18 protein-coding genes are annotated in these 22,436 nt (G+C 37.9%); 4 read left to right on the forward strand and 14 right to left on the reverse strand.

The genetic code is table 11. The features are described from left to right. Nucleotides 1-11 precede the first annotated feature (11 nt). Both FJR09_RS14665 and ppc read right to left on the reverse strand, forming a co-directional pair. The gene (locus tag FJR09_RS14665; RefSeq protein WP_015078792.1) at nt 12-269 is read right to left on the reverse strand and encodes a hypothetical protein; all 258 of its coding nucleotides are present in this window, start codon (nt 267-269) and stop codon (nt 12-14) included. A 76-nt stretch (nt 270-345) separates the two neighbouring features. Beyond that, nucleotides 346-3,390 (reverse strand): phosphoenolpyruvate carboxylase, encoded by a 3,045-nt coding sequence (gene ppc / locus FJR09_RS14670; RefSeq protein WP_168634513.1) that lies wholly within the window; start codon nt 3,388-3,390, stop codon nt 346-348. A 607-nt stretch (nt 3,391-3,997) separates the two neighbouring features. Here ppc and FJR09_RS14675 point away from each other — a divergent pair. Beyond that, entirely contained in the window at nt 3,998-5,779 is a 1,782-nt protein-coding gene (locus FJR09_RS14675) for a serine/threonine-protein kinase (protein ID WP_015078790.1), read from the forward strand. Nucleotides 5,780-5,949: 170 nt separating this feature from the next. Here the strand turns inward: FJR09_RS14675 and FJR09_RS25285 are convergent, their stop codons facing one another. From FJR09_RS25285 to FJR09_RS14690, 3 genes are all read right to left on the reverse strand, one after another. Beyond that, entirely contained in the window at nt 5,950-6,984 is a 1,035-nt protein-coding gene (locus tag FJR09_RS25285) for a trypsin-like peptidase domain-containing protein (RefSeq protein ID WP_015078789.1), read from the reverse strand. Nucleotides 6,985-7,231: 247 nt separating this feature from the next. Continuing rightward, on the reverse strand, nt 7,232-8,182 hold the full coding sequence (locus FJR09_RS14685; protein WP_015078788.1) for a serine protease: 951 nt from the start codon (nt 8,180-8,182) through the stop codon (nt 7,232-7,234). 407 nt (nt 8,183-8,589) lie between these two features. Beyond that, nucleotides 8,590-9,492, reverse strand: coding sequence for an Rpn family recombination-promoting nuclease/putative transposase (locus tag FJR09_RS14690; protein WP_168652680.1), 903 nt, complete (start codon nt 9,490-9,492; stop codon nt 8,590-8,592). Nucleotides 9,493-9,629: 137 nt separating this feature from the next. Between FJR09_RS14690 and FJR09_RS14695 the strand changes: the two genes are divergently transcribed. Beyond that, nucleotides 9,630-12,836, forward strand: coding sequence for a glycoside hydrolase family 15 protein (locus tag FJR09_RS14695; protein WP_168652679.1), 3,207 nt, complete (start codon nt 9,630-9,632; stop codon nt 12,834-12,836). A gap of 952 nt (nt 12,837-13,788) precedes the next feature. Here FJR09_RS14695 and FJR09_RS14700 read toward each other — a convergent pair. From FJR09_RS14700 to FJR09_RS14715, 4 genes are all read right to left on the reverse strand, one after another. Then, nucleotides 13,789-14,706, reverse strand: a complete 918-nt coding sequence (locus FJR09_RS14700) for an NAD(+) kinase (protein ID WP_015078784.1) — start codon at nt 14,704-14,706, stop codon at nt 13,789-13,791. Between the two features lie 83 nt (nt 14,707-14,789). Next, nucleotides 14,790-15,791, reverse strand: a complete 1,002-nt coding sequence (locus FJR09_RS14705; protein ID WP_015078783.1) for an SDR family oxidoreductase — start codon at nt 15,789-15,791, stop codon at nt 14,790-14,792. A gap of 211 nt (nt 15,792-16,002) precedes the next feature. Next, nucleotides 16,003-16,188: a hypothetical protein gene (locus tag FJR09_RS14710; protein WP_168652662.1), complete on the reverse strand. Its 186-nt coding sequence runs from the start codon at nt 16,186-16,188 to the stop codon at nt 16,003-16,005. Continuing rightward, the gene (locus FJR09_RS14715; protein ID WP_015078782.1) at nt 16,140-16,244 is read right to left on the reverse strand and encodes a PetM family cytochrome b6-f complex subunit 7; all 105 of its coding nucleotides are present in this window, start codon (nt 16,242-16,244) and stop codon (nt 16,140-16,142) included. The genes FJR09_RS14710 and FJR09_RS14715 overlap by 49 nt, the downstream gene beginning before the upstream one ends. Before the next feature lie 210 nt (nt 16,245-16,454). On the opposite strand from FJR09_RS14715, the gene pdxA reads away from it, so the two are divergent. Next, nucleotides 16,455-17,498, forward strand: coding sequence for a 4-hydroxythreonine-4-phosphate dehydrogenase PdxA (pdxA, locus tag FJR09_RS14720; RefSeq protein WP_168654116.1), 1,044 nt, complete (start codon nt 16,455-16,457; stop codon nt 17,496-17,498). Nucleotides 17,499-17,506: 8 nt separating this feature from the next. Further along, on the forward strand, nt 17,507-17,803 hold the full coding sequence (locus tag FJR09_RS14725) for a DNA-binding protein (RefSeq protein WP_168634540.1): 297 nt from the start codon (nt 17,507-17,509) through the stop codon (nt 17,801-17,803). Nucleotides 17,804-17,813: 10 nt separating this feature from the next. On the opposite strand, the gene FJR09_RS14730 is transcribed toward FJR09_RS14725, so the two are convergent. The 5 genes from FJR09_RS14730 to FJR09_RS14750 all read right to left on the reverse strand — a co-directional run bounded on the left by FJR09_RS14730 (nt 17,814) and on the right by FJR09_RS14750 (nt 22,388). Next, the gene (locus FJR09_RS14730; RefSeq protein WP_254433119.1) at nt 17,814-18,689 is read right to left on the reverse strand and encodes an endonuclease/exonuclease/phosphatase family protein; all 876 of its coding nucleotides are present in this window, start codon (nt 18,687-18,689) and stop codon (nt 17,814-17,816) included. A 152-nt stretch (nt 18,690-18,841) separates the two neighbouring features. Next, nucleotides 18,842-19,558, reverse strand: coding sequence for a response regulator transcription factor (locus FJR09_RS14735; protein WP_148763286.1), 717 nt, complete (start codon nt 19,556-19,558; stop codon nt 18,842-18,844). A 376-nt stretch (nt 19,559-19,934) separates the two neighbouring features. Next, nucleotides 19,935-21,107: a molybdopterin-synthase adenylyltransferase MoeB gene (moeB, locus tag FJR09_RS14740; RefSeq protein WP_015078777.1), complete on the reverse strand. Its 1,173-nt coding sequence runs from the start codon at nt 21,105-21,107 to the stop codon at nt 19,935-19,937. A 33-nt stretch (nt 21,108-21,140) separates the two neighbouring features. Then, nucleotides 21,141-21,611 (reverse strand): Mov34/MPN/PAD-1 family protein, encoded by a 471-nt coding sequence (locus FJR09_RS14745; RefSeq protein ID WP_015078776.1) that lies wholly within the window; start codon nt 21,609-21,611, stop codon nt 21,141-21,143. Between the two features lie 42 nt (nt 21,612-21,653). After that, nucleotides 21,654-22,388 carry a carbonic anhydrase gene (locus FJR09_RS14750; RefSeq protein WP_015078775.1) on the reverse strand — a complete coding sequence of 245 codons (735 nt, stop codon included), beginning with the start codon at nt 22,386-22,388 and terminating at the stop codon, nt 21,654-21,656. Nucleotides 22,389-22,436 lie beyond the last annotated feature (48 nt).

Genomic DNA, 22,436 nt, shown 5'->3' on the forward strand with positions numbered 1-22,436 from the left:
CATATCTCCAATTACCAATCACTAGATTTACGAGTAATCAACCCACCCACAAATGCCCCTAAAATTGTCCCTGTCCACAGTCCCGCAGTGCTACCTTGCCAACTTGCACCCGGAGTCACTAAAGCACTACACATTTGTTTAAATCCCCAAGCCTGGTTTTGACACTTTTGGCTATGTTGCATGACGGTGATTTGTCCAGCTATTAAAGCAGTAAAAAAACCGGAAGAAAGTGCCAAAAAGGTACAAATAAGAATGCGTTTTTTAATCATATTTTTGTTTCGCGCAAAGGCGCAAAGGAGCAAAGGCGCAAAGGAAGAAATTACGCCTTTTGCCTTTTGCTTTTTATCAACCCGTATTTCTCATGCCGGCAGCAATTCCGTTGATGGTTAATAATGCTCCTCGGAGTAATTCTCCTTTGCTGTAACGAGAGTGAATTACTCCGGTTGTGGGGGCATTTTTTGATTGACGAAGGCGTTTTAATAGGGAAACTTGGATAAATCCTAAAGGCACAATTGTTCCATTTCTTAATTGTACAGAACGTTGCAATACTGGATCACCATCTAATAGTTTTTGGTGTCCGGTGATTTTTAAAACTAAATCTCTGGTCAGAAAGAATTCGCTAGAAATTTGGGCAAAAACTGTCTCAAATCGAGGTTTGTCTTCAGGGTTAGACAATTCATCAACATAGTGACGTGCCATTTCCATGTCTACTTTTGCTAAGGTCATTTCGGCTTTAGAAATCACCATTTTAAAGAATGGCCATTTAAGGTAGAAATAGCGAAGTAATTTCAAATGTTGTTCTGGTTCTGCGTCTAAAAATTCTTGTAAGGCTGTGCCAATTCCATACCAAGAAGGTAATAAAAACCGGGTTTGTGTCCAACTAAATACCCAAGGAATCGCTCGCAGACTACTTAAATCTTTTTTACCAGATGGACGACGGGCTGGACGAGAACTAATTTGCAATTGGCTGATTTCTTCAATGGGGGTGACTTGGTGGAAGAAGTCAATGAAATCAGGTTGTTCATAAATTAGGTTACGATAGTGTTGACGCGACGCATGAGATAACTCTTCCATGATCTCATTCCAAGGTTCGATGTCATCAAACCCTGTTCCTAGTAAACTGGCTTGAATTACGGCTGTGGTGATAGTTTCTAGGTGATACAAAGCCAAATCTAACAAGGAATATTTAGAAGCTAAGACTTCCCCTTGTTCGGTAATTTTAATCCGGCCACTAATACTATGACCTGGTTGGGCTAAAATCGCTTCATGAGCAGGACCGCCACCACGTCCCACAGAACCGCCTCGTCCGTGGAAAATCCGCAGATTTACACCGTAACTTTCGGCGATTTTCTGAAGTGATTTTTGAGCTTTATGAATTTCCCAGTTACTGCTTAAAAAACCAGAATCTTTATTACTATCGGAATAGCCCAACATTACTTCTTGTAAGTTAGGATTTAGAGCAGAAATAGATGGAGGTGCTTGTTTTTCACTGAGCGAAGTCGAAGCTTTTGCACTGAGCGAAGTCGAAGTGTTAATTGCGGCGTAGCCACCAGCCAGCATTGCCCGATATAAAGGCAATTCAAACAGTTCCCGCATTACGCCTCTAGAACGTTGTAAATCTTCTACTGTTTCAAACAGAGGAACGATGCGAATTGTCCCCACTGCAACTACAGGATCAAATAAACTGGATTCTTTGGCTAAGAGTAAAACTTCTAGTACGTCGCTAACTTCGCGGCACATACTAATAATATAAGTTTGACAGATTTTAATGCCAAATTCTTGTTGTAGCGATCGCAAAATTCGGAAAGTTTCAATTACATCATTGGTTTTTTCTGAAAATGGTAATTCAGCGGGAATCAAGGGCCGCCGAGTTTGCAATTCTGAAGTTAACCAAGCGATTCTTTGTGCTTCTGATAATTCGTTGTAGGACTGGGGTAAAAGTTGCAAATATTCGAGAATCTCATTGATAGCATCAGCATGACGAGATGATTCTTGACGAATATCTAATTGGGTCAGATTAAAGTCAAATATTTCCACTTGACAAATCAGATTTTCCAATTCTCGACAACTTAAACCTGTTTCCGTTAAATTGCGTTGAATTAACAACAATTCTGTTAAAAATTCCGCACCAGAACGGTACATAGGTGCATCTTCATTGTTTGGCGTTTCCCGATTATATAAAGCCAAATTGCGATCGCGGGTATTTTCTAACCGCTTGAGAATGTAAGATAACTTCAGACGATAAGGTTCTTGGCGGAAACGCAATGCTAAATCATCATACACCCCACTTAACTGTGATTGATCCAACTCCAAAGACTCTAGCAAATCTGGTAGTACATCACTCCAGTGCATAGATACACTCAATAAAGACACTAACTCTTTAACTGACTTAATATACCGCTCTAAGACCATTTTTCGTTGATAACAAGCGGTTTTCCACGTTACCTCCGGTGTCACCGAAGGATTACCATCTCGGTCTGAACCTACCCAAGAACCAAAAGAGCAAAAATTTGTCGTCGGTGGTTGTAACCAGGGAAAAGTTTCCCCCAAAGAATATTTGAAGCGTTTGTATAGTTGCGTAATACCATCAAACAACACTTCCTGAAAGTAGTGAAGAGCATAATCTACTTCATCCAAAACCGTTGGTTTAAACTGATGTAATTCGTCAGTGCGCCACCAGAGGCGAATTTCTTCCAGTAATCTTTCCTTCACCTCCAAGGTTTCCCAAGGATAGCTACTAGCACGATTTTGGGCTTCATCTAGTTTTTGCAAAAGATGAACCACCTGACGCTGTTTATCCCGGATAGTATGACGGACAATTTCCGTCGGGTGTGCAGTGAAAACTAAGCGGATATCCAGTTGGGAAATCAGGCGTTGAATTTGTTGGGGTGGGACATTCAACTTAAATAACAGGGGAAATAAAGCCGCAAAAGTTCCTTTTTGGGGAGTTTCTGCTGTCATTAAGTCGCTACCTATTTCTTTCGTAACAGGTAATTCTTCATCTCGTTGATTAGTGGAATAAATTATACTGGGGAAAACGTCCTCGTCAGTTTCCCCAGTATAGCGATTTAATTGCTGCTTTTGCTCGTATTCCTGCTCAATAATATTAATCAACTGAAAGTACAACGCAAAGGCACGCGCCGCACGAATTGCTTCATTGATATTCAATTGTTCAATCAATTCTACAGCAGAGGCAGCTAGGTCATTTGTGGCTTGTCCTTCTGGGGAACATAAATCCCGCAGTTGACGCAAAAGATCCACCATTTCTTGACCGCATTCTTGACGCAGCACCGACTCCCACAATTCCTCTACTACCTGTAGACGATGACGTAAGAATAATTCCGAGTGTAGCACTGGAAAATCAATATGTTCAGCTTTCATAGTTTTCATCATACTCTCTAAGATACTCAAAACATCTAACCTACCTTTTTGAGCATCCAATATCAAGCTGTTAGCTTTTGTTTAGGAGCTACTCACAGGTGACTTATCTTACTTTTAACTGCTTTTGATTCGTTTTTAGGAGGAAGAGGCAATTAAAATCAACCACTTCACCAAATGCCTACTGGCCATTTTAGGATAAAGTTCGCCTTCACTCAAGAACAAACAGGAGAAAAGCGAGCGCAGGGAATGGGAACGGAGTTAAAAGTCTTTTGGTGTATGGGTTTTTAGGTATTTTTTTGGTCAGAATCAGGATATCCAGGATTTGAGGATGTACAGGATTGTGATTTGTGAATTGTTTGTGAATGTTTAGGGGATGTTTTTTTCTATTATTGAAAAATGGCTATTTCCCATCAACAATAACATCCTGTAAATCCTTTAATCCTGGATATCCTGATTCTGACAAATTAACGCTCAGATACCCACCAGCAAGGCTAATGGCAACCCATAAGTAAATTTAATCATATAGTCAATAATAAAGCTTGTCTAAATACATACTGACAGGTAAAGTAATAAATAACCATAATCAGTAGATATTACATTTTCAACTGGGAATTATATGATGATATCAACCTTTACTAATAAAAACTTAATAGGTGAAATTCTTAAAGGTCAAAATGGGGACTATAAAATCCTCGACAAATTAAACGAAGGTGGCTTTGGTGAGATATATTTAGCCGAAGATATTTCTAATCAAAACCAGAAATGTGTTGTCAAACTCCTCAAGCCTAAGCAAAACTCAAATAGAGAGGATTTTGAAGAAAGAAAAAGATTATTTAGACGCGAAGCAGAACATCTCAATAAACTAGATCATTCCCAAATTCCCGAATTAAAAGATTATTTTGTCATTAATTACAGATTATTATTAATAGTCAAACAAGATTTTTATTTAGTCGAAGAATATATAGAGGGTGAACAACTGACTAAAGAACTCCCACCGACCAAGAAACTCGACAGTAGTAAAGTTTGGCAAATACTCTATGACATTTTAGAAATTTTGGAATTTCTCCAGGAGGAGAAAAATTTAGTTCACCGTGATGTCACACCAGCAAATTTAATCAGAAGAAATAGTGATCAAAAACTCGTTTTAATTGATTTTGGTACAGTTAAAGAGATGACTGATATCGAAAATCATCCCCTAAGTCGAGTTATTGGTACTTATGAATATATGCCACACGAACGTATAGATGGTATCTCTACTTATAACACTGATGTCTTTTATGTAGGTATGATTGGTATTCAAGCTTTAACAGGTGTTCGTCCAGATCCAAGGCGATATGATGATAATAGCATTAAGTTTGAAGATAATGGTCAAATTACATGGCGACATTTACTATCAGAATCTCAATTAAACGAACAATTTACCCAGAAACTAATTGGTATCATTGATAAAATGGTACATAATGATTATCAAAAAACTCGCTATAACACAGCCGCAGATGCGTTAAAAGCATTAAAATCTATAGAACTGATAAACTCTACTGAGAAAATTCCTAATAGTTCCAGTGGTAGTATTTCTAATCTAGTAATTAGCAATCCAGAAACCAATATTCAACTCTTTAGAAAACTTTTCTTGGAATTGATTCCTCAAGAAGGTGAAAAAAGATTAAATAACTTCAAAAATACAATATTAACAATTCCATCGGTGTATACAATAGATATTACTCCTAAACCAGATGAAAATAATAAAGTTATAGAGCGAAGTCTGCTATCAGGTAAAGTTGTCATTATTGCTAGTATAGCTACTGCATTGGCTTTTGCATTTCTGGGTTTTCAAGGTGTATCTTCATTAAAAACTGCTCAGAAAAAACCTGACTCTCAAGAAACTAAAATATCTGAAATACAACCTGACATATCAAAAGAAGAATTAACTAAAACTTACAATCCTCAAGAACCAGATAAGAATTTTACTATCAAATATTCAGATCAATGGATAGCTAGAGAAGAAACGCCAGGAGGCAGTGAAAAAATTAAATTCATTCGCAAGGATAAATTACAAACAGATAATTGTCCTGTAGAAATTCTGGTTAGTGTTGATGATTTAGGTAAAGCTTTACTTCTAGAAGAACGTAAAAAAGAAATTTTAACCAATATCCAGAAAGATGATTTGAATAGTTTAGAAAGAGCAGATGAAAAAGTTATTTTAGATAAAACTGATGCTTATCAAATTAGATGGACTCGTCAAGAAAATGGATGTACATTTAAAATATTAGAACGGGGAACTATGGCTTTTAAAAAGGCTTATTATATTACTTATCAAGCACCTGTGGGTGAAAATGATAAATTCTGGCCTGTAGTGGAAAAAATGATTGATTCTTTTCATATTCAAGAGAGTAATTAATTTGTCTGAATCAGGATGTCCAGGATTTAAGGATTTACAGGATGTTAATAGTAAGTTGATTATGGGTGAAAATGACATTATCCCAAAATTGCTTTTATTTCATTATCCTGTACATCCTTAAATCCTGGACATCCTGATATGGCTTGCGCCACGCTACGTTATCAGACAAATTAACGCCCAGATACCCGCCAGATTTTGATAGTTTTGTCCCCACCACCACTAGCTAAAGTCCTCCCGTCTGGACTTATGGCTACAGACAAAACCGCGTGAGAATGACCAGATAAAGTGCGAATTAGTTTACCTGTGGCTAGATTCCAGATTTTGATATTTTTGTCGTAACTACCACTAGCTAAAGTCCTTCCGTCTGCACTTATGGCTACAGAATAAACATAGGAAGAATGACCTTTGAAAGTATTAGCTAAATAAAAATCAGTCGGTGAATTATTCTTATTAGAAGTAGGTTGAGGTGTTGCTGTTGGGCTGGTTCTTGGTTGAGATTTAGGGGGCTGTGGCTTAAATGTAGGAGTTGGTTGAGATACTATAACTAAATTCTGATATGGCTTATATTTATTAATAGGAATACCTTTAAACTCTACAGCACCACTGAGAACGTTTTTAACAGAAAGTCCATTAATTCCAACTAATGTTCCCTGTGAATTAAGTATAGGACCGCCACTCATTCCTGGCAAAGTATTATTGCTTATAATTAACGCATAACCCTCATCAGGATTAGGAGCTATACCGTTAATTATACCATTATAAAAACGATCACACCCCTTGAAACAAATAGTATCATTAACAGCCCAACCAAAATTATAAATCTCTGTAGACTGTTTTAATTCATTGGAATCACCTAATGTAGCAACAGTGTAATTATCATTGCTTGTAAATTGAACAACTGCTAAATCCAAATTAGGTAATTGTCTAATATTACTAGAATTAAAATTATAAGTTTTTCCATTAGGTGTAATTAAAATATATTTACCCTGTTCTCGCACAACATGATGATTTGTTAATACTGTATATGTATTACCTTCTTTTTTAACAATTACTCCAGTTCCTTTATTTTTACCCTCAATTTTAACGGTTATTTGTTTAGCAATATTATTAATTTCTCCACCGTCTAAAGCTGCTGTATTTTGTGGTTGTACTAGTATTACAGTTACACCTATTAACGTCGCAGCTAGTACATTAATCAACCTCATTTTTTAATTCCTGTTATTAGTAAATTTAGTGCGTTGGGTTTGGTTTCTCTATACAACTGTCAACTTAACGTAAAATCCATAGCCCAACTGGGAATTTATTCCCAGTCTCATAGCAAAAGTCATCTGAAAATGACTAAAATAACTAGAAAATTTTTTAAATTATTTAGTTTACTTTAGTAAACTTTAGCTATTAGCCTGGAACTTGAGTTCCAGGCGGGTCTGTCAGCCAACCTACAATTAAGAAAGTTCATTTTTTCATTTTCTGCTGATATTTTTTTGGTAAAATACATTTTTTCACACTTTCTGCTTTTTCTCGCATTTGCAATATTGTACTATTATTTAGTTCCCCTGCTGCTAATGGTTTCTTTCCAGAATTAGAAGCTGGAATTTTCACTAATTGAGGTGCTATCTTCTCAACTGTTGTAATAGGTATAGCCCAACTATTGCGAGGTATAATATCCTGTATAGGTTGACAAGGTTCTGAACCATCAGCATATAATTCTGTCACTTCCCAAAGGGGATTTTTATGTACACCATTAATCCCCACTAATTCCCCTTGCATATTTAATAATGGTCCCCCACTCATACCTTTATAAATATCATTAGTATAACCGATTTGATAGCCTCCTTCTAAGGGTTTATCTAAGATTAAAGTAAGATACCCTTGAGTAAATATTCTCTTTTCTGGCATTTTTTCTGGAGATGTTTCATTTATTGTATCTTCATTACTAAAACCATTAGCAAATAATTGTTCTCCCACCGTTAATGTTAATGGGTTTCCTATTTTCGTAACTTGATAATTTTGATTTGATGTGAATTGTAATATCCCTAAATCATTCTTACCAAATTTCACAGCTTGAGGAATTTTAGCAGGATAAATTTTACCATCTGGTGTTTGAATTTGATAACCTGGTTTATCAACAGCCATTAATACATGATTATTGGTGATAATAGTATAAATTTGATTTTGTTTATTAACTTGTTTATTGATAATAATTCCTGTTCCTAAAAACTCTTGAGAAAGAATTTTTACAGTAATTGATTTTGCTATTTTTTGATTATTTTTAATTGCTAGATCATTCACAGATGATGTTGAAAAAACAGGAGACTCTGCTGGGAGGGAAATAGCTATTCCTCCCAAACAGGTTAATAATAAGAGTGCAGAATGAACTCCAGTTAGTAGACATTTACAAATCATTGAGAATTTTCAAATAATTATTCATGAACTACTATTTTATTCTTCTGTTAAGATTCCATTCAGGTCAATATACAAATCACCATCTTCATAGAATAAAGATTTACTTTCACTCAAATATACAGGTCTTGATTTAGATGCACCATTTCTGTAAAAGTATTTGGGAAATTGGTTTAAGTTTCATAAGTCCCCTGTCGGCAAAAAATATACTTTGGAATAAATATCGTTAATTATACATGATTTGATAAATTTGTCAATAAATATGCTGGTGTTAAATTGGGAATCCAAATTAAGAATCTATGGGTAAGAAAAATTTTGCAATCACCAAAACGTAAGGGTTTAGCATTGCTAAACCCCTACAAATTACAAATTATTCAACTGTTACAGATTCCGCTAGTAATCTCTGGCTTTTACTTCTGGGAAATTTCTAAATTTTGCAACCAAACAACCAAATTATCTAAACTTGCAAAATCTAAAAACACCTCAGTTAAAGCTTCCAATTGTTCCAAAGATAACTTCTCAATCTGCATTTTTAGCTGACTAGGAACTTCCCCAAATCTTTTAGATAACAACCGCAGGATCAGATTTACTTCTCCCTCCTGTTTACCTTGTTGTTTACCTTGCTGCATACCTTGCTGCATACCTAATTCGGTAGCTTCTTCTCTGAGTTCTTCATACAAGCGAGTTTGCTGAAAACTTATGCCTAACATTGCTTCTATCTCCACACGACTTAAACGAGTAAACCGATAAGAAATAATCGTGGTAATTATTTCCATTATGCCACGTCTAGCTGCTGGTTCTTGTAACTCCTGCTGACAACGATTGATTAAATATCGCGCTGCTGCTGGGGCTTTGTTTTGTTTTAGAGTTGTCAATACCAACAAACTGACATCAAGGGGTAATTCCTCAAATTCTCCCAATTCATTCAAATATACTCGATGGACTTGTTCCGAACTTAAAAGTGCGCGATAGGGGTGAATATCCTCTTGTTCCGTACTCCGAGTTGGATAAATTAACACCGCTTGCCAATCTTGAAAACGCTCCCTATTTCTGTAAAAATAGAGAAATAATTCCCCAAATAACCGCTCATACAGTCGTTCATCTTTTTGAAATTGCACCTCACAAAAATAAACAACACCAGGAGTTTCGGTTTCTGGTGGTAGAAACACCCCGTCAATTTCAAACTTTGGTTCTTTTACCGCTACCGAATCGAAGCGATAATTAGCCGCATTTGCTGGAGGATTTGGCAATAACTCAAACAGTATGGTTGGATATGTTTGAAATAAATAATAGAAAATAGAGTCACGTCGCATACTATAATTGTAATCTATCCTACCTACTCAAAAAAATTCTCCTCTCGATAATTGTTACATACACCAAAAGAGAGAATTATACAACTTTTTTATTTATCAACCTCACAACGACAAAGTTAAATTTTCTCATCACCATAATGAACACATCCACAACACCACCAATTCGCTTAGATTTTTACTATCAGCAAATCAAGACAATAATTTTAGCCCGTCAAAACCCGATTACTGGTTTATTACCAGCGAGTACCGCTATTACTGCTCATGGCGATTATACAGATGCCTGGGTGCGAGATAATGTGTATAGTATTTTAGCAGTTTGGGGTTTAGCCCTAGCCTATCGCAAATTAGATCATGATCATGGTCGCACTTATGAACTTGAACATAGTGTTGTTAAACTAATGCGTGGTCTATTGTTTGCCATGATGCGACAATCTCATAAAGTTGAAAAATTTAAACATACACAATCTTTATTAGATGGACTTCACGCCAAATACAATACAGCCACGGGTGATATTGTTGTCGGTGATGATGAATGGGGACATTTACAACTTGACGCGACATCTATCTTTTTATTAATGTTGGCACAAATGACCGCCAGCGGATTATCAATTATTTTTACATTGGATGAAGTTAACTTTGTCCAAAACCTAGTTTATTATATTGGTCGAGCTTACCGCACACCAGATTTTGGCATTTGGGAACGGGGAAATAAAATTAATCATGGTAGTGCAGAATTAAATGCTAGTTCCTTGGGAATGGCTAAAGCAGCTTTAGAATCTATAAATGGATTAAACTTATTTGGTGTTCATGGTAGTCAAGCATCAGTAATTCATGTTTTACCAGATGAAATCGCTAGAGCCAGAATTACTTTAGAATCATTATTACCCAGAGAATCAGGTTCTAAAGAAGTTGATGCGGCGTTATTAAGTATTATTAGTTATCCCGCTTTTGCTGTCAAAGATGAAGCATTGCGAGAACGCACCTTTAAAGAAATTATTAGTAAACTCGCAGGAAAATATGGTTGTAAGCGCTTTTTAAGAGATGGACATCAAACAGTTTTAGAAGACACCGAACGCCTCCACTATGAACCTGGTGAACTTAAACAATTTGAACATATTGAATGTGAATGGCCATTGTTTTTTACTTATTTAGTTCTTGATGGTTTATTTCGCGGTGAACAAGCACAAGTTGAGAAATATCAGCAACTTCTACAATTATTGTTGGTAGAACAAAATGGGTTACAGCTATTACCAGAAATTTATTATGTTCCTGAAGAAAATATAGAAGCTGAGAAATTAGATCCTCAGTCTCAGTTAAGATTACCCAATGAAAATATTCCTTTAGTTTGGGCGCAAAGCTTATATTATCTGGGAGAAATGTTAAGTGAAGGTTTAATATCACTAGGAGATATTGATCCTTTAGGTAGACATTTGAATGTCGGTAAAAACCGCAATTCCTTAGTTCAAATTGCTTTAATAGCAGAAGATGAAGCCCTACAAACACAATTAGAAGTATATGGAATTGAAACCCAAACACCTAGCCAAATTGCACCAATTCAAATTAGGAAATCTGAAGAACTTTCCCGAATTTATACACAAATTGGCAGAAATGATCAACTGGGTTTAACAGGCCGTCCCTTGCGACGACTGAGAAGTTTGACGATATCAAGATTCTTTCGGATTAGAGATCAAACAGTTGTCTTTTTACCATCATTCCTAGATTCACAGCAATTTTATTTAACTCTTGATTATCACTTTTTAGTAGATGAAATTAGAGGTGAATTGGCTTATATCCAAAAATACTGGAGTGATTTAGGTCGTCCGACTTTAACCTTAATGATTACTCGGACAATGCTAGAAACTGGGTCAGAAGCATTATTAGAATTAATGCAGGAACTCAAGGATGGTATTTGTCATGGAGTCCAGGTAAAATTAGGAAAATTGAATCAATTAATGCTGACAGCCGCAATTCAAAGAATTGATTTTTTATCAGATACAGAATTATCGCAATCCTCAGTTGCAAATCGGGGAATCCGTTGTTATTACCTGACTTCTCATTTAGAAAAAAGTTGGTCTTTGGGACATACCCAAGAATTCCAAATGGAATGTGAAACTAACTTAGATTTATTATTAGAATATTTACGCTCATCAGAAAACATTTATGAGCAAATTGAATTACTGCAAACTTTAACGCGGTTACAGGGTTTAGAATTTGATACAGGATATGCTGGGCCAACTAATGCTGTCACTGTAGCGGATTTACTCGATGAAGTCTATACCAAAGCCGGAGATTTAGGGCTGTGGGCGGTGGTGCGACGGGCTGCGGGTTTACGCCAAATGCTCGATATTGGCTTATCAGATGCGATAACGAGTATTTTGGTTCAAGGTAAGCAAATTGCAGTGGGGAGGGCTTATAGTCAGGCTTCTTTGATAGTTGTTCCTATCTCTGGAAGTGAGATTACTGAGAAAATTAATAACTTCTGTCGTGAGGATATTCGAGATCGGGTTTTAACGCAAGAAATATTAATTTATCTCGGTGTCTTAATCAAATCAGAACCAGAATTATTTCGCGGATTTTTAACACTAAGAGTTGGTTATTTAATTCTTTTAATTACTAGCGATATAGCCAGAGAATTCATCCTCACCCAAGATGAAGCTTATGAACAATTAATGCAGCTTTCACCTTTTGAAGTGAAAATGCGGTTACGTCAAGTGTTAACTGGATATAGTGGCGTAAGTAATTTATTACGTCAACAGGAATCATTGCACGTCAAACAAAAAGAAAGTGATATTGCTTGGGTTGTGCTACCTGTAATTAGTGAAGAAACAGAAGTTCCTCTTGATGGTTGGCGCAGATTTCGTCAAAGAGAAGGTGCATTAAATCGTGTACCCAAAGACTTTTTTAAACAAGTTTGGCTATTAATGCAGCATTGCAAAGGTTTAGTCATTGGTGATAAATTAGAACGACGGAATCGCTTAGAAAGTGAAGTCATGCTTTCAGAAATGACCGCAGGAGAAAGAAATTTTGCTTTATTAGTTGAACATTTGCTGAATAAAATTGAAGCCCCAGAATATCGCCAAGTCAATGTAGAAGCTTTGATGGAATTGGCTACAATCGTGGCTAATAACCCTAAGTTGCAAATTGAAGAATATATGGTTTTAGATGTGTTAATCGGTCATGCAGTGCGGTTAGCGTGGTTAGAAAATCATCCCCATCGCCGCGATTATTATGATGAAGATAAAGCTACTGCATGGCCATCATTTTATAATAGTTCTCCTCAAGATTGTGCTAATTATATTCTAAAGGCGTTTAGGTTCTTAACGGAGTTTGTTCAAGATGTTTAGCTGTAAATCAAGTCACCCTTTTCTTTAGCAGCGTAAGTCCTATTTAGGGTTTGCTGAATCAACCTACAACCCAGACGCATCAAGATTTTTATCTGTATAAAAGGTAAATGAGGTGCAAGAAAAATATGATCATAGCATCAAAAATTGTTCAGTTTTCCAGACTTGATATTACTTCTAACTTCTTCTAACTTCTTCTAAATCCTCCTGAACTTCTAGCCCTCACAGATAACTTTTTCAGCAAACCCTATTTAGAAGAAACCCATCTAAATCAAAGACCCCCGACTTCTTCAAGAAGTGGGGGATCTAAGTGCAATTATAAAAATAGCATTGCCATTGCCACCATTGAGAATATGATTACCATCTTCTCCGAAGAAGATATCTAGACTAATACAACATCTAAGGAAACCGCAAAGCCTGATGGCTTGTTCTCAATTGTGGCAAATGTAGTCCCCAGGAAGGACAAATTACCATTGAGGTTGTTATAGTTGAACTGACTCAAGGAGGTAGCACCAAATCCAATTTTGCTAACCTGGATTTTATCATTCTGTGTCCACTGGAAGTCTTTGATGATGTCAATGCCTTCAAATTTGCTGTTGAATACAAATACCTCTAAGATACAAGGTTGGGTTGAGGTACGTTCACGAAGTGTGGTGTATCCCTGCGCTCGCCGGAGGCATCAGCCATAACCCAACATGAGCCTCGGGTTGCGCTGTCGCTTAACCCGACCTACAAAAAATGGACAAGGTATTGATTACTTATTAATAAATCTGGCGACTAGAAGTCGCGGCTACACAGACGAAACCCACCTACGTGGGTTCTAAACCCTCTATTTTTATTAGTCCATGCAGGTGGTCACTGAGCCTGCGATGCCCTGAGCTTGTCGAAGGGTCGAAGTGTGGACTTTGTTTGTGTAGTAGCGATTTATAATCGCCGGAAACTTTTCAAACACCCTCTAAGGCAATTCTACGGAATTGGGTTTAGCAATATGTGGTAAACCCCAACCGAGTTTTTCCCGCAGAACACGGAAAAATTCCGGTGACTGGAGACGAATAAACCGGGCTCTGTAGGGCGATCGCTCTAAATATACCCGATCTTCCGGTAAAACATAACATCCACCATTACCATCCACCACCATTACCAACCGGGGAATATTAACAGGATAGATATTAACTGGTTCACTATCAGGAAACACCAAAGCCCTAGAAGCCAGAGAATGGGGACAAATTGGGACTAACTGCAATACAGGGACACCAGGAGTAATTACTGGACCACCTGCGCTTAAAGAATAAGCTGTAGAACCCGTTGGGGTAGAAACAATAATTCCATCAGCCGCAATATCCACAGGTGAATGTCGCCCCACTGCGATTTCAAAATGGCACATACAAGTTAAAGGTTCTCGATGTAGCACCATTTCATTTAAACAGAGGGCTTCCCATTTTACCGTATCTCCCCGCATAACTTTAACGGTGAGCATAGCTCTATCTTCAACCTGATATGCACCCGCCATACACTGTTCTAAGGCTTGGGGCAATTGGTTAAGATAAGCTTCAGTCAAAAATCCCATGTGACCAGTATTTACCGTCAGCATGGGGATACCACAGGGGGCGACTAGGCGCGATGCTGCTAACACAGTTCCATCCCCCCCTAACACCACTGCAAATTTCATGTCTGAGTCAAAGCCAGGGGGCGTAAGACCTTCAATGGGGGTGTGCAAGACTGGACTATCTGGTTGAGAATAGCCCAATATCCCACCGATACTCGCTGTGATGTATACATCCCAACCAGCAGCGGTGAGCTTGTCTTTTAGTTCGATAGCGACACTACTCGCTATCGGCTTAACATCGTTGTAGATAATGCCTGCTTTCGGCACACTCAAATATCCAAGTTTAAGGGATGATTTTTCTGTATCTAATAGTTACACATTTTAGCCTAATGTCACCATTCGGCTGACATTTATTGACTATTGGCTTTGGAGGATTGTTTAAAGGGAGTCTTTTTACTTTTAAGCTTTTTACTTTTGGCTTTTTCGTAATCTAACTGTTTCAGCTTATTCATAATCCGACTGAAGTATTCTTGTAGATATGCTTCTAAGGTGGTAGTTTCTTGTTTGTCTAAACCAAAAACAGTATATACTTCGTCCATATTTTCTGAGTTTAGAGCTTTACCACCAGCTAAAACTTCTGTAAAAGCTAATCTATCAGCAACATTCCATCCCCATTGAAAGCAGCGCAGTAAATTTTGGACAGCCCGTAATAAACTGATAGGCATTCGTGTAACTTTTGCGTCTCTATCAGATAAGCGTTCACAAAGATTAATAATTTCCTCAGCACTCCAAGCACGAGTTCCCACGACTGGGAAAGCTTGCTTTTCTGTTTCTGTCACAGTCAAAGCCCGCACCGCGAATTTAGCAATATCCTGCGTATCCATATAGCCAATAGGTGAGGATGTTCCTGTTACCCATACTGGTTGTTTTTCTAAAATAGGTATGCCGTACTGACCAATTAACCCTTGCATAAATCCAGCTAAACGTAAAACTGTGTAGTTTAAACCTGACTCTGCTAAATATGCTTCTGTACATCGCTTAATTTCCATCAGCGGTACATTGGGGTATTTATCAGCATCTAAAATTGAAAAGAAGATAAATCTTTCTACACCAGCAGCTTTAGCGGCTTGAATTAATGCTACTTTGCCATCCCAATCCACTTCTTTAATAGTTAGTGAATCTGTGGCACGAGATGTAGCAGCATCAATAACTGCGGTTACACCTGTTAATGCTTCTGTCAGGGTTTGTGGATTACACAAGTTTCCCCGTACCAGTTCTGCACCCCATTCTTTGAGAAAAGCAGCTTTTTTAGGACTCCGAACCAGACAGCGGACTTTATACCCTTCATCAATTGCGCGACGAGCTACTTGTCTTCCCAAAGTGCCAGTTGCACCAACTATTAATAATGTCATGGGGTTGGTTATATATCTTAATGTTTATGAAAAGAATCTTAACAGAATTTAGTTATCTAAATAAAACTTTACATCTTTTTAATAAAAGATAGGAGTCAGCACTTCGACTTCGCTCAGTGTCCAGTCAGGAGTCACCGAGTCAGGAGTCACCGAGTTAGGAGTCACCGAGTTAGGAGTTAGGAGTCAGGAGTTAGGAGTTAGGAGTCAGGAGTCAGGAGTCAGGATGAAGAATTAATTTTTCTTCCCCTACTTCCCCTACTTCCCCTGCTTCCCCTACTTCCCCTACTTCCCCTACTTCCCCTGCTTCCCCTACTTCCCCTACTTCCCCCGCTTCCCCCTGCTTCCGTTCTATTCTTCTGCGCCTTGAATTTTGAGTAACAAAGCGCCAATTGCCCAACCTACGAAGATTAGACCGAAAGATAGCATCGCTGCATTTAACATTTCGCCGCCCATTTGCTGTAATGCTCCTTTGTGGATTGTTGATTTATCTGAGACTGCTGAATTTGATTTGAAGGCTAAGATCTCATTTTTAACTCTAACAACTCAGGTACAATAGGTCTATCAGAACTATTTGGATTAGACCTATCAATAATTCTAAACCAATTTAGGGATGTCATCGGGAATGAGTGGAGATAGGCGGAGAAACCCCGCCCCTACAAAATCATGAGTAATCAAAATAACCGTCCGCGTTTGGTGCTGACCCTGGGAGATCCTGCGGGTATTGGTTCTGAGGTGATTTTGAAGGCTTTGGCAGATCCTCAAGTTACTCAAAATTGTGATGTGATGGTGGTAGGGAATAGAACTTTATTAACTAAAAGTTATGAAAATATCAGTAAAAATATTGAGAATTCTCTAGCTTTGGCTAATCCGGTTGATTTGTCTATAGTTGATGTCCCTATTGCTGGTGAAATTATCACAGGTGTGGGAAATGCAGCTAGTGGTGCAGCGAGTTTTGCTTATATGGAATATGCCATATCTCAAACTTTGGCAGGTGAGTTTGATGGAATTGTCACCGGACCTATCGCTAAATCTGCTTGGAAAGCCGCTGGTTACAACTATCCGGGACAAACGGAACTTTTAGCCGAAAAGGCTGGTGTTGAGCGGTTTGGGATGTTGTTTGTGGGGCGATCGCCTTTTACCGGTTGGACACTCCGCGCTCTACTTGCTACCACCCATATTCCTTTATCTCAAGTAGCTGCGACTTTAACACCGCAGTTGTTGACAAAGAAATTAGATTTATTGGTGGAGTGTTTAGCAAATGATTTTGGGATTAAACATGGCAGAATTGCGATCGCAGGGTTAAATCCCCACAGTGGAGAAATGGGACAACTGGGAACAGAGGAAATAGATTGGTTAATTCCCTGGTTGGAATCAGAACGGCAAAAACGCCCGCATTTACAGCTAGAAGGACCCATGCCCCCAGATACAATGTGGGTAAAACCAGGTATTGCTTGGTATGGTAATTCCGTGATCAAAAATCCTGCTGATGCTTACTTAGCACTTTATCACGATCAGGGTTTAATTCCGGTGAAGTTGATGGCTTTTGATCGGGCTGTAAATACTACCATTGGTTTACCGTTTGTGCGGACTTCACCGGATCATGGAACGGCGTTTGATATTGCGGGTAAGGGTATTGCTGACGCAACAAGTATGAAAGCAGCTATCCAGTTAGCGGTAGAATTGGTGAAGCAGGGGTATAGAGTCTAGTCGAAACAATGCCTAGAAGTACAAGTTATCACGCCAAACTAATTAAATACTTACAAGATCCTCTAGAAGCAGCAGCTTATATTGAGGTAGTTATAGAAGAAGGTGATCCTATTATGTTAAATAAAGCACTCAAAAATGTGATTGAGGCTCAGGGTGGAATTGATAATTTTTCCGTAGCAGTACAGCAATCCTACGATAGATTTGCCCAAATTCTTGCTGAAAAAGGAGAAATTGAATTTTATTCTTTGACTAATGTACTTGATGCTTTGGGATTGCAGTTAGCCGTAACCGTGAAGTCAGCTTGAATTATGCAAATTAGAAAACTGTTAATTTCACAATCACTGGAAAATGGTCAGAAGGCCATACCCCTTCCCACTGTTCACGATCAATAATAACTTGTTCTGTCTGAAAAGCGCAGCTATCGCAATATATAGTATCAATAGCATCCCCAGCTTCCCCTGTAAAATCGTGAAAAGTTTTCTGTTTTTCTAGAGGAAGAGTAGCTAAAGGATCTTGTAATTTTTTACCATTTCTTAGAGGTGATAGGAAAATTTGCCGTTCTGGAGTACGAGGATTGGCGTTAAAATCTCCCGTTAGCAGTAAGTAGTTTTCCGGTGTAAACTCAGCCAAACGTTGACTAATTAGGACTGCACTTAACTCCCTAGATTTGGCATTTTCGTGATCTAAATGGGTATTTAATATAGTCAAGGAAAAACCAAGATGACTAACTTCAAAATTAGCCCAAGTGGCCATCCGTGGTAAACGAGTTCCCCAAGTAATACTACCAGGAATTTCTGGAGTATCACTGAGGTAAAAATCTTGTGTTTCTTGAAGTTTAAAGGATTGGGGATTATAAAAAATTGCACAATGTTCACCGCTTCCTGTACCAGTGCGATCGCCCCCAATAATGTTATATTCCGGTAAGAGTGCTTGTAAATCTGCCAGTTGATCAGATTTACCCTCCTGTGTACCCAATAAATCCGGTTTGTAGTGTTGAATTAAAGAAGCAATTGCCCCTACACGCTTTTTCCACTGACGCACCCCAGGATCTGGTTTGTCATAGCGGAGATTAAAAGTCATCACAGTAATTTGCATAGATATTTTTAAACTGATAGTTTGGACAAAACCAGAGAAGATGAGAAATACTCTGAGAATATCCTGTAAAAGAGAAAAACTAAAGATTTTATCCAAGCCCTAAGTAGATACAATTCCCTGACTGACTTTAGCTCCAATATCTACCAATTAATCACCTTAATCATCTAATCAAGCCTCAATATCATCACCGAACTAATTAGTAGATTTGACCAAATTGTTCAGTTATCCAACAACCCTTTTTTCAAAATTTAACTTGCGGTGTTGTCTGGTGGATCAAACTTATAACCATAACCCCGTACCGTTTTAATATACTCCGGCATACTAGAATCAACTTCCATTTTCTTCCTAAGTTGGCCAATATGCACATCAACAACCCGTCCATCTCCTACATAATCACAACCCCAAATCTTTTGGATCAGTTGGGTACGACTCCATGCTTGTCCAGGGTGGGTAGCTAGAAAATGTAAGATATTAAACTCCAAAGCAGTTAAAGCTAAAGCTTTATTATTGAGTGTTACCTCTCGCGCCTCTGGGTTAATAGCTAACTGATTGAAAGTGAGGCGTTGTGACACACTGGACTGGATATAGCGAACACGTCTTAATAGGGCTTCTACCCTAACTTCTACCTCAGCTAGACTAAATGGTTTGGTTAAAAAATCATCAGCACCAGCAGCCAAGACTTTAATTTTATCAGCTTCATCATTGCGACTGGTAAGCATCATGACTAACACATTGGTACGACTTTGCATTTCCTGGCAAAGTTTATAGCCATTTGCATCTGGTAAATTCCAGTCGAGAATCACTAAAGCGGGATTAAATTGCTCAAATAAGACAAGAGCCGTTTTACCATCTGCTGCTGATTCTATTTGATATTTCCGACTCAAAAAACGCTGAATCAGGTTACGGACACTAGAATCGTCATCTACAATCAGAATCTTGGAATTATTTGTGGAAAGCGTATCCATAATGGAATTTATGATTGTTTTGGCAATTTGCTGTGATGATAGATGCTGCAAAAGTAGTATTTTTGAAAGTAAATTTACCCTCAATTCTGTTAATTAACCTCACCTACCCGGAAACTGCTATAGCTAAATTTTCCATGAAGTTTATGCAAACTTTAGACATCTTACTCTTTAAAAGAAGTATAAGTAATAGACAATTTTGGTATTTTTTAAAGATTTTTTTGTATAAATTAGATACATAAATCAAATTATATTTCCATGTATTAACTATAAAAAGATACCCGAATCATCCAAGAAATCGGGTATCTTGTTGTTGAGATCAGATTGGGGATAGTTAGAGGTTTTTCCCAAACATTATCAACAATCCCGCCCAAAATTATTAATACTGAGGAACAGAAGCGTCTACTTCTTGACTCCAAGCATTAATTCCCCCTTTCACATTTGTGCCAGTAATTCCCGCTTCCTTGAGGATAGCCAAGGCTTTCGCCGAACGTCCACCCAGTTTACAATGAGCAATTAAACGGTGTCCATTGAGTAAGTCCTTCACCTTAGCCACACCATCACCATTTTCAATATCTGGTAAAGGGACTAATACTGAACCAGGAATTTTAGCAATTTGATACTCGTGAGGATTACGCACATCTAGCAGCACAAAGTCCTTTGCACCACTATCTAATAACGCCTTCAATTCCTTCACAGTCATTTCTTGAATTTCCATCTGCTGTTTCGCTTCTTCGGCTTGGGCTTGGGGAATCCCACAGAATTGTTCGTAATCTATCAGCTTGTCAATAACTGGACGGATGGGGTTAGGACGCAGTTTCAACTCCCGGAATTTCATATCCAAGGCGTTGTAAAGCACTAGTCTACCACTCAAGGTAGTACCATTCCCCAGAATAATTTTCACTGTCTCTGTGGCTTGAATAATCCCAATCATTCCCGGTAAAATTCCCAGAACTCCACCTTCTGCACAGGAAGGAACCATTCCTGGTGGTGGTGGTTCGGGATATAAGTCACGATAGTTGGGTCCACCTTCATAGTTAAAGACGGTTGCTTGTCCTTCAAACCGGAAGATAGAACCGTAAACGTTGGGTTTATCTAACAATACGCAAGCGTCGTTGACTAAATACCGCGTCGGGAAATTATCAGTGCCATCAACAACGATATCGTAAGGACGGATAATATCTAAAGCGTTTTCTGCACTCAGACGGGTTTCATACAAATCAACCTGACAATGGGGGTTAATTTCGTGAATCCGGTTTTTTGCTGATTCGATTTTGGGTTTACCTACCCAGGATGTCCCGTGAATAACTTGACGTTGGAGGTTAGAGGTATCCACAACATCAAAATCAACAATACCAATTCTGCCTATACCTGCTGCTGCAAGATATAACAGTAATGGTGAACCTAGTCCACCAGTACCAATACACAATACACTGGCGGCTTTTAGGCGTTTTTGCCCTTCCATGCCCACTTCTGGCAAAATTAAGTGGCGGGAATAGCGTTCGTAGTCGTCTTTCGTCAACTGGATTTCATCCAGATTGGGATTTAGCATAGCAGTTGTAGGAATCAGCGCGGAGTATTAATGTTAACTTAAATTTGCTAATTTTATCAGTTTAATTGTCTCGGCTTGAAATTGGTGGTTGTCATCAAGAGTCCAGCTTTGCAGTTCACCAGCTTGAGCATTTTGTACGGATGATATCACATAAGAGTATTCTGGCCAAGCGTATATTCTATCCCATTCTGAAGGAATAGCTGGATAGTCAGGATGGGAATGATAGATACCAATAATATTTAAGTTACGGTTTCTCGCTGCTTTTTGCGTTTGTAACATGACTTGAGGCGATATTGCATATCGTCTTCTGGTACTATTTTCTTGGTCTTCTGTAAAGTTACTCTTTTCTGTATTCCAGACGTTCTCTGTGGGGATGATTTCTACTACAATTTTATATTCATTATTTTTATAACCTAAAATTAGCCCACAGCATTCATCTGGGTAGGTTGTTTGAGCATGATTTTTGATAATTTCTAGATGATTTGTTTTTAGTTGAAGATTCATGATAGCTTGCAAACGCAGATAAAGAAAAAAGAAGGATAAATATCAAGTTAAGAATCTAACTTTACCAGTATTAATATCATAGTAAGCACTGATAATTTTTAATCTGTCATCACGGATTAATTTATCTATAATTTGTGAATTATTCTGCAATTTTTTAGCTTGGTATTCAATATTATTAATCACTGGATTGTTATCATCATTAATATTACTTCCTGTTCTGGGAGTTGCCGATAAACCTGGCTTAATGTCATCAATCACAGAGTTAATTTTACCATTATCTGGTTGATTGTCAATTGCTGCTGATACTGCACCACATCCTTTATGACCTAAAACAACTATTAGTTGTGTTCCTAAATTAGCGGTAGCATATTCTAAACTTCCAATGGTTTCATTACTGGCAATATTACCAGCTATCCGCACAACAAATAAATCTCCTAATCCTTGATCAAAAATTATTTCTGGTGGTACGCGAGAATCTGCACATCCTAATATTGCTGCATAAGGATATTGTTTTTTAGATACTGATAGTAAACGTTTTTTCGATTGATTAGGATATTGACGATTTTGATTAACAAATCTTCTGTTTCCTGCTATTAATCTTCTTTTTGCTTCCTCTGCACTAACTGGATTAGGATTAGGATTATTTTCAGGAATTGTAATTTCTGAACGGTTAGTAATGATTTCATTGCAAGCAGTCAAAGTACCCATACTCAAGGTACTTAAACCTACGAATTTTAAGAAGTTACGACGACCTACAAATCCGTTAATTTTACTCATGACTCCACCTGATAACTTCTACATAATTTTTACAGAAGATATCAGATT

Source organism: Dolichospermum sp. UHCC 0406 (genome assembly GCF_009712025.1).
Taxonomy (GTDB): Bacteria; Cyanobacteriota; Cyanobacteriia; order Cyanobacteriales; family Nostocaceae; genus Dolichospermum; species Dolichospermum lemmermannii.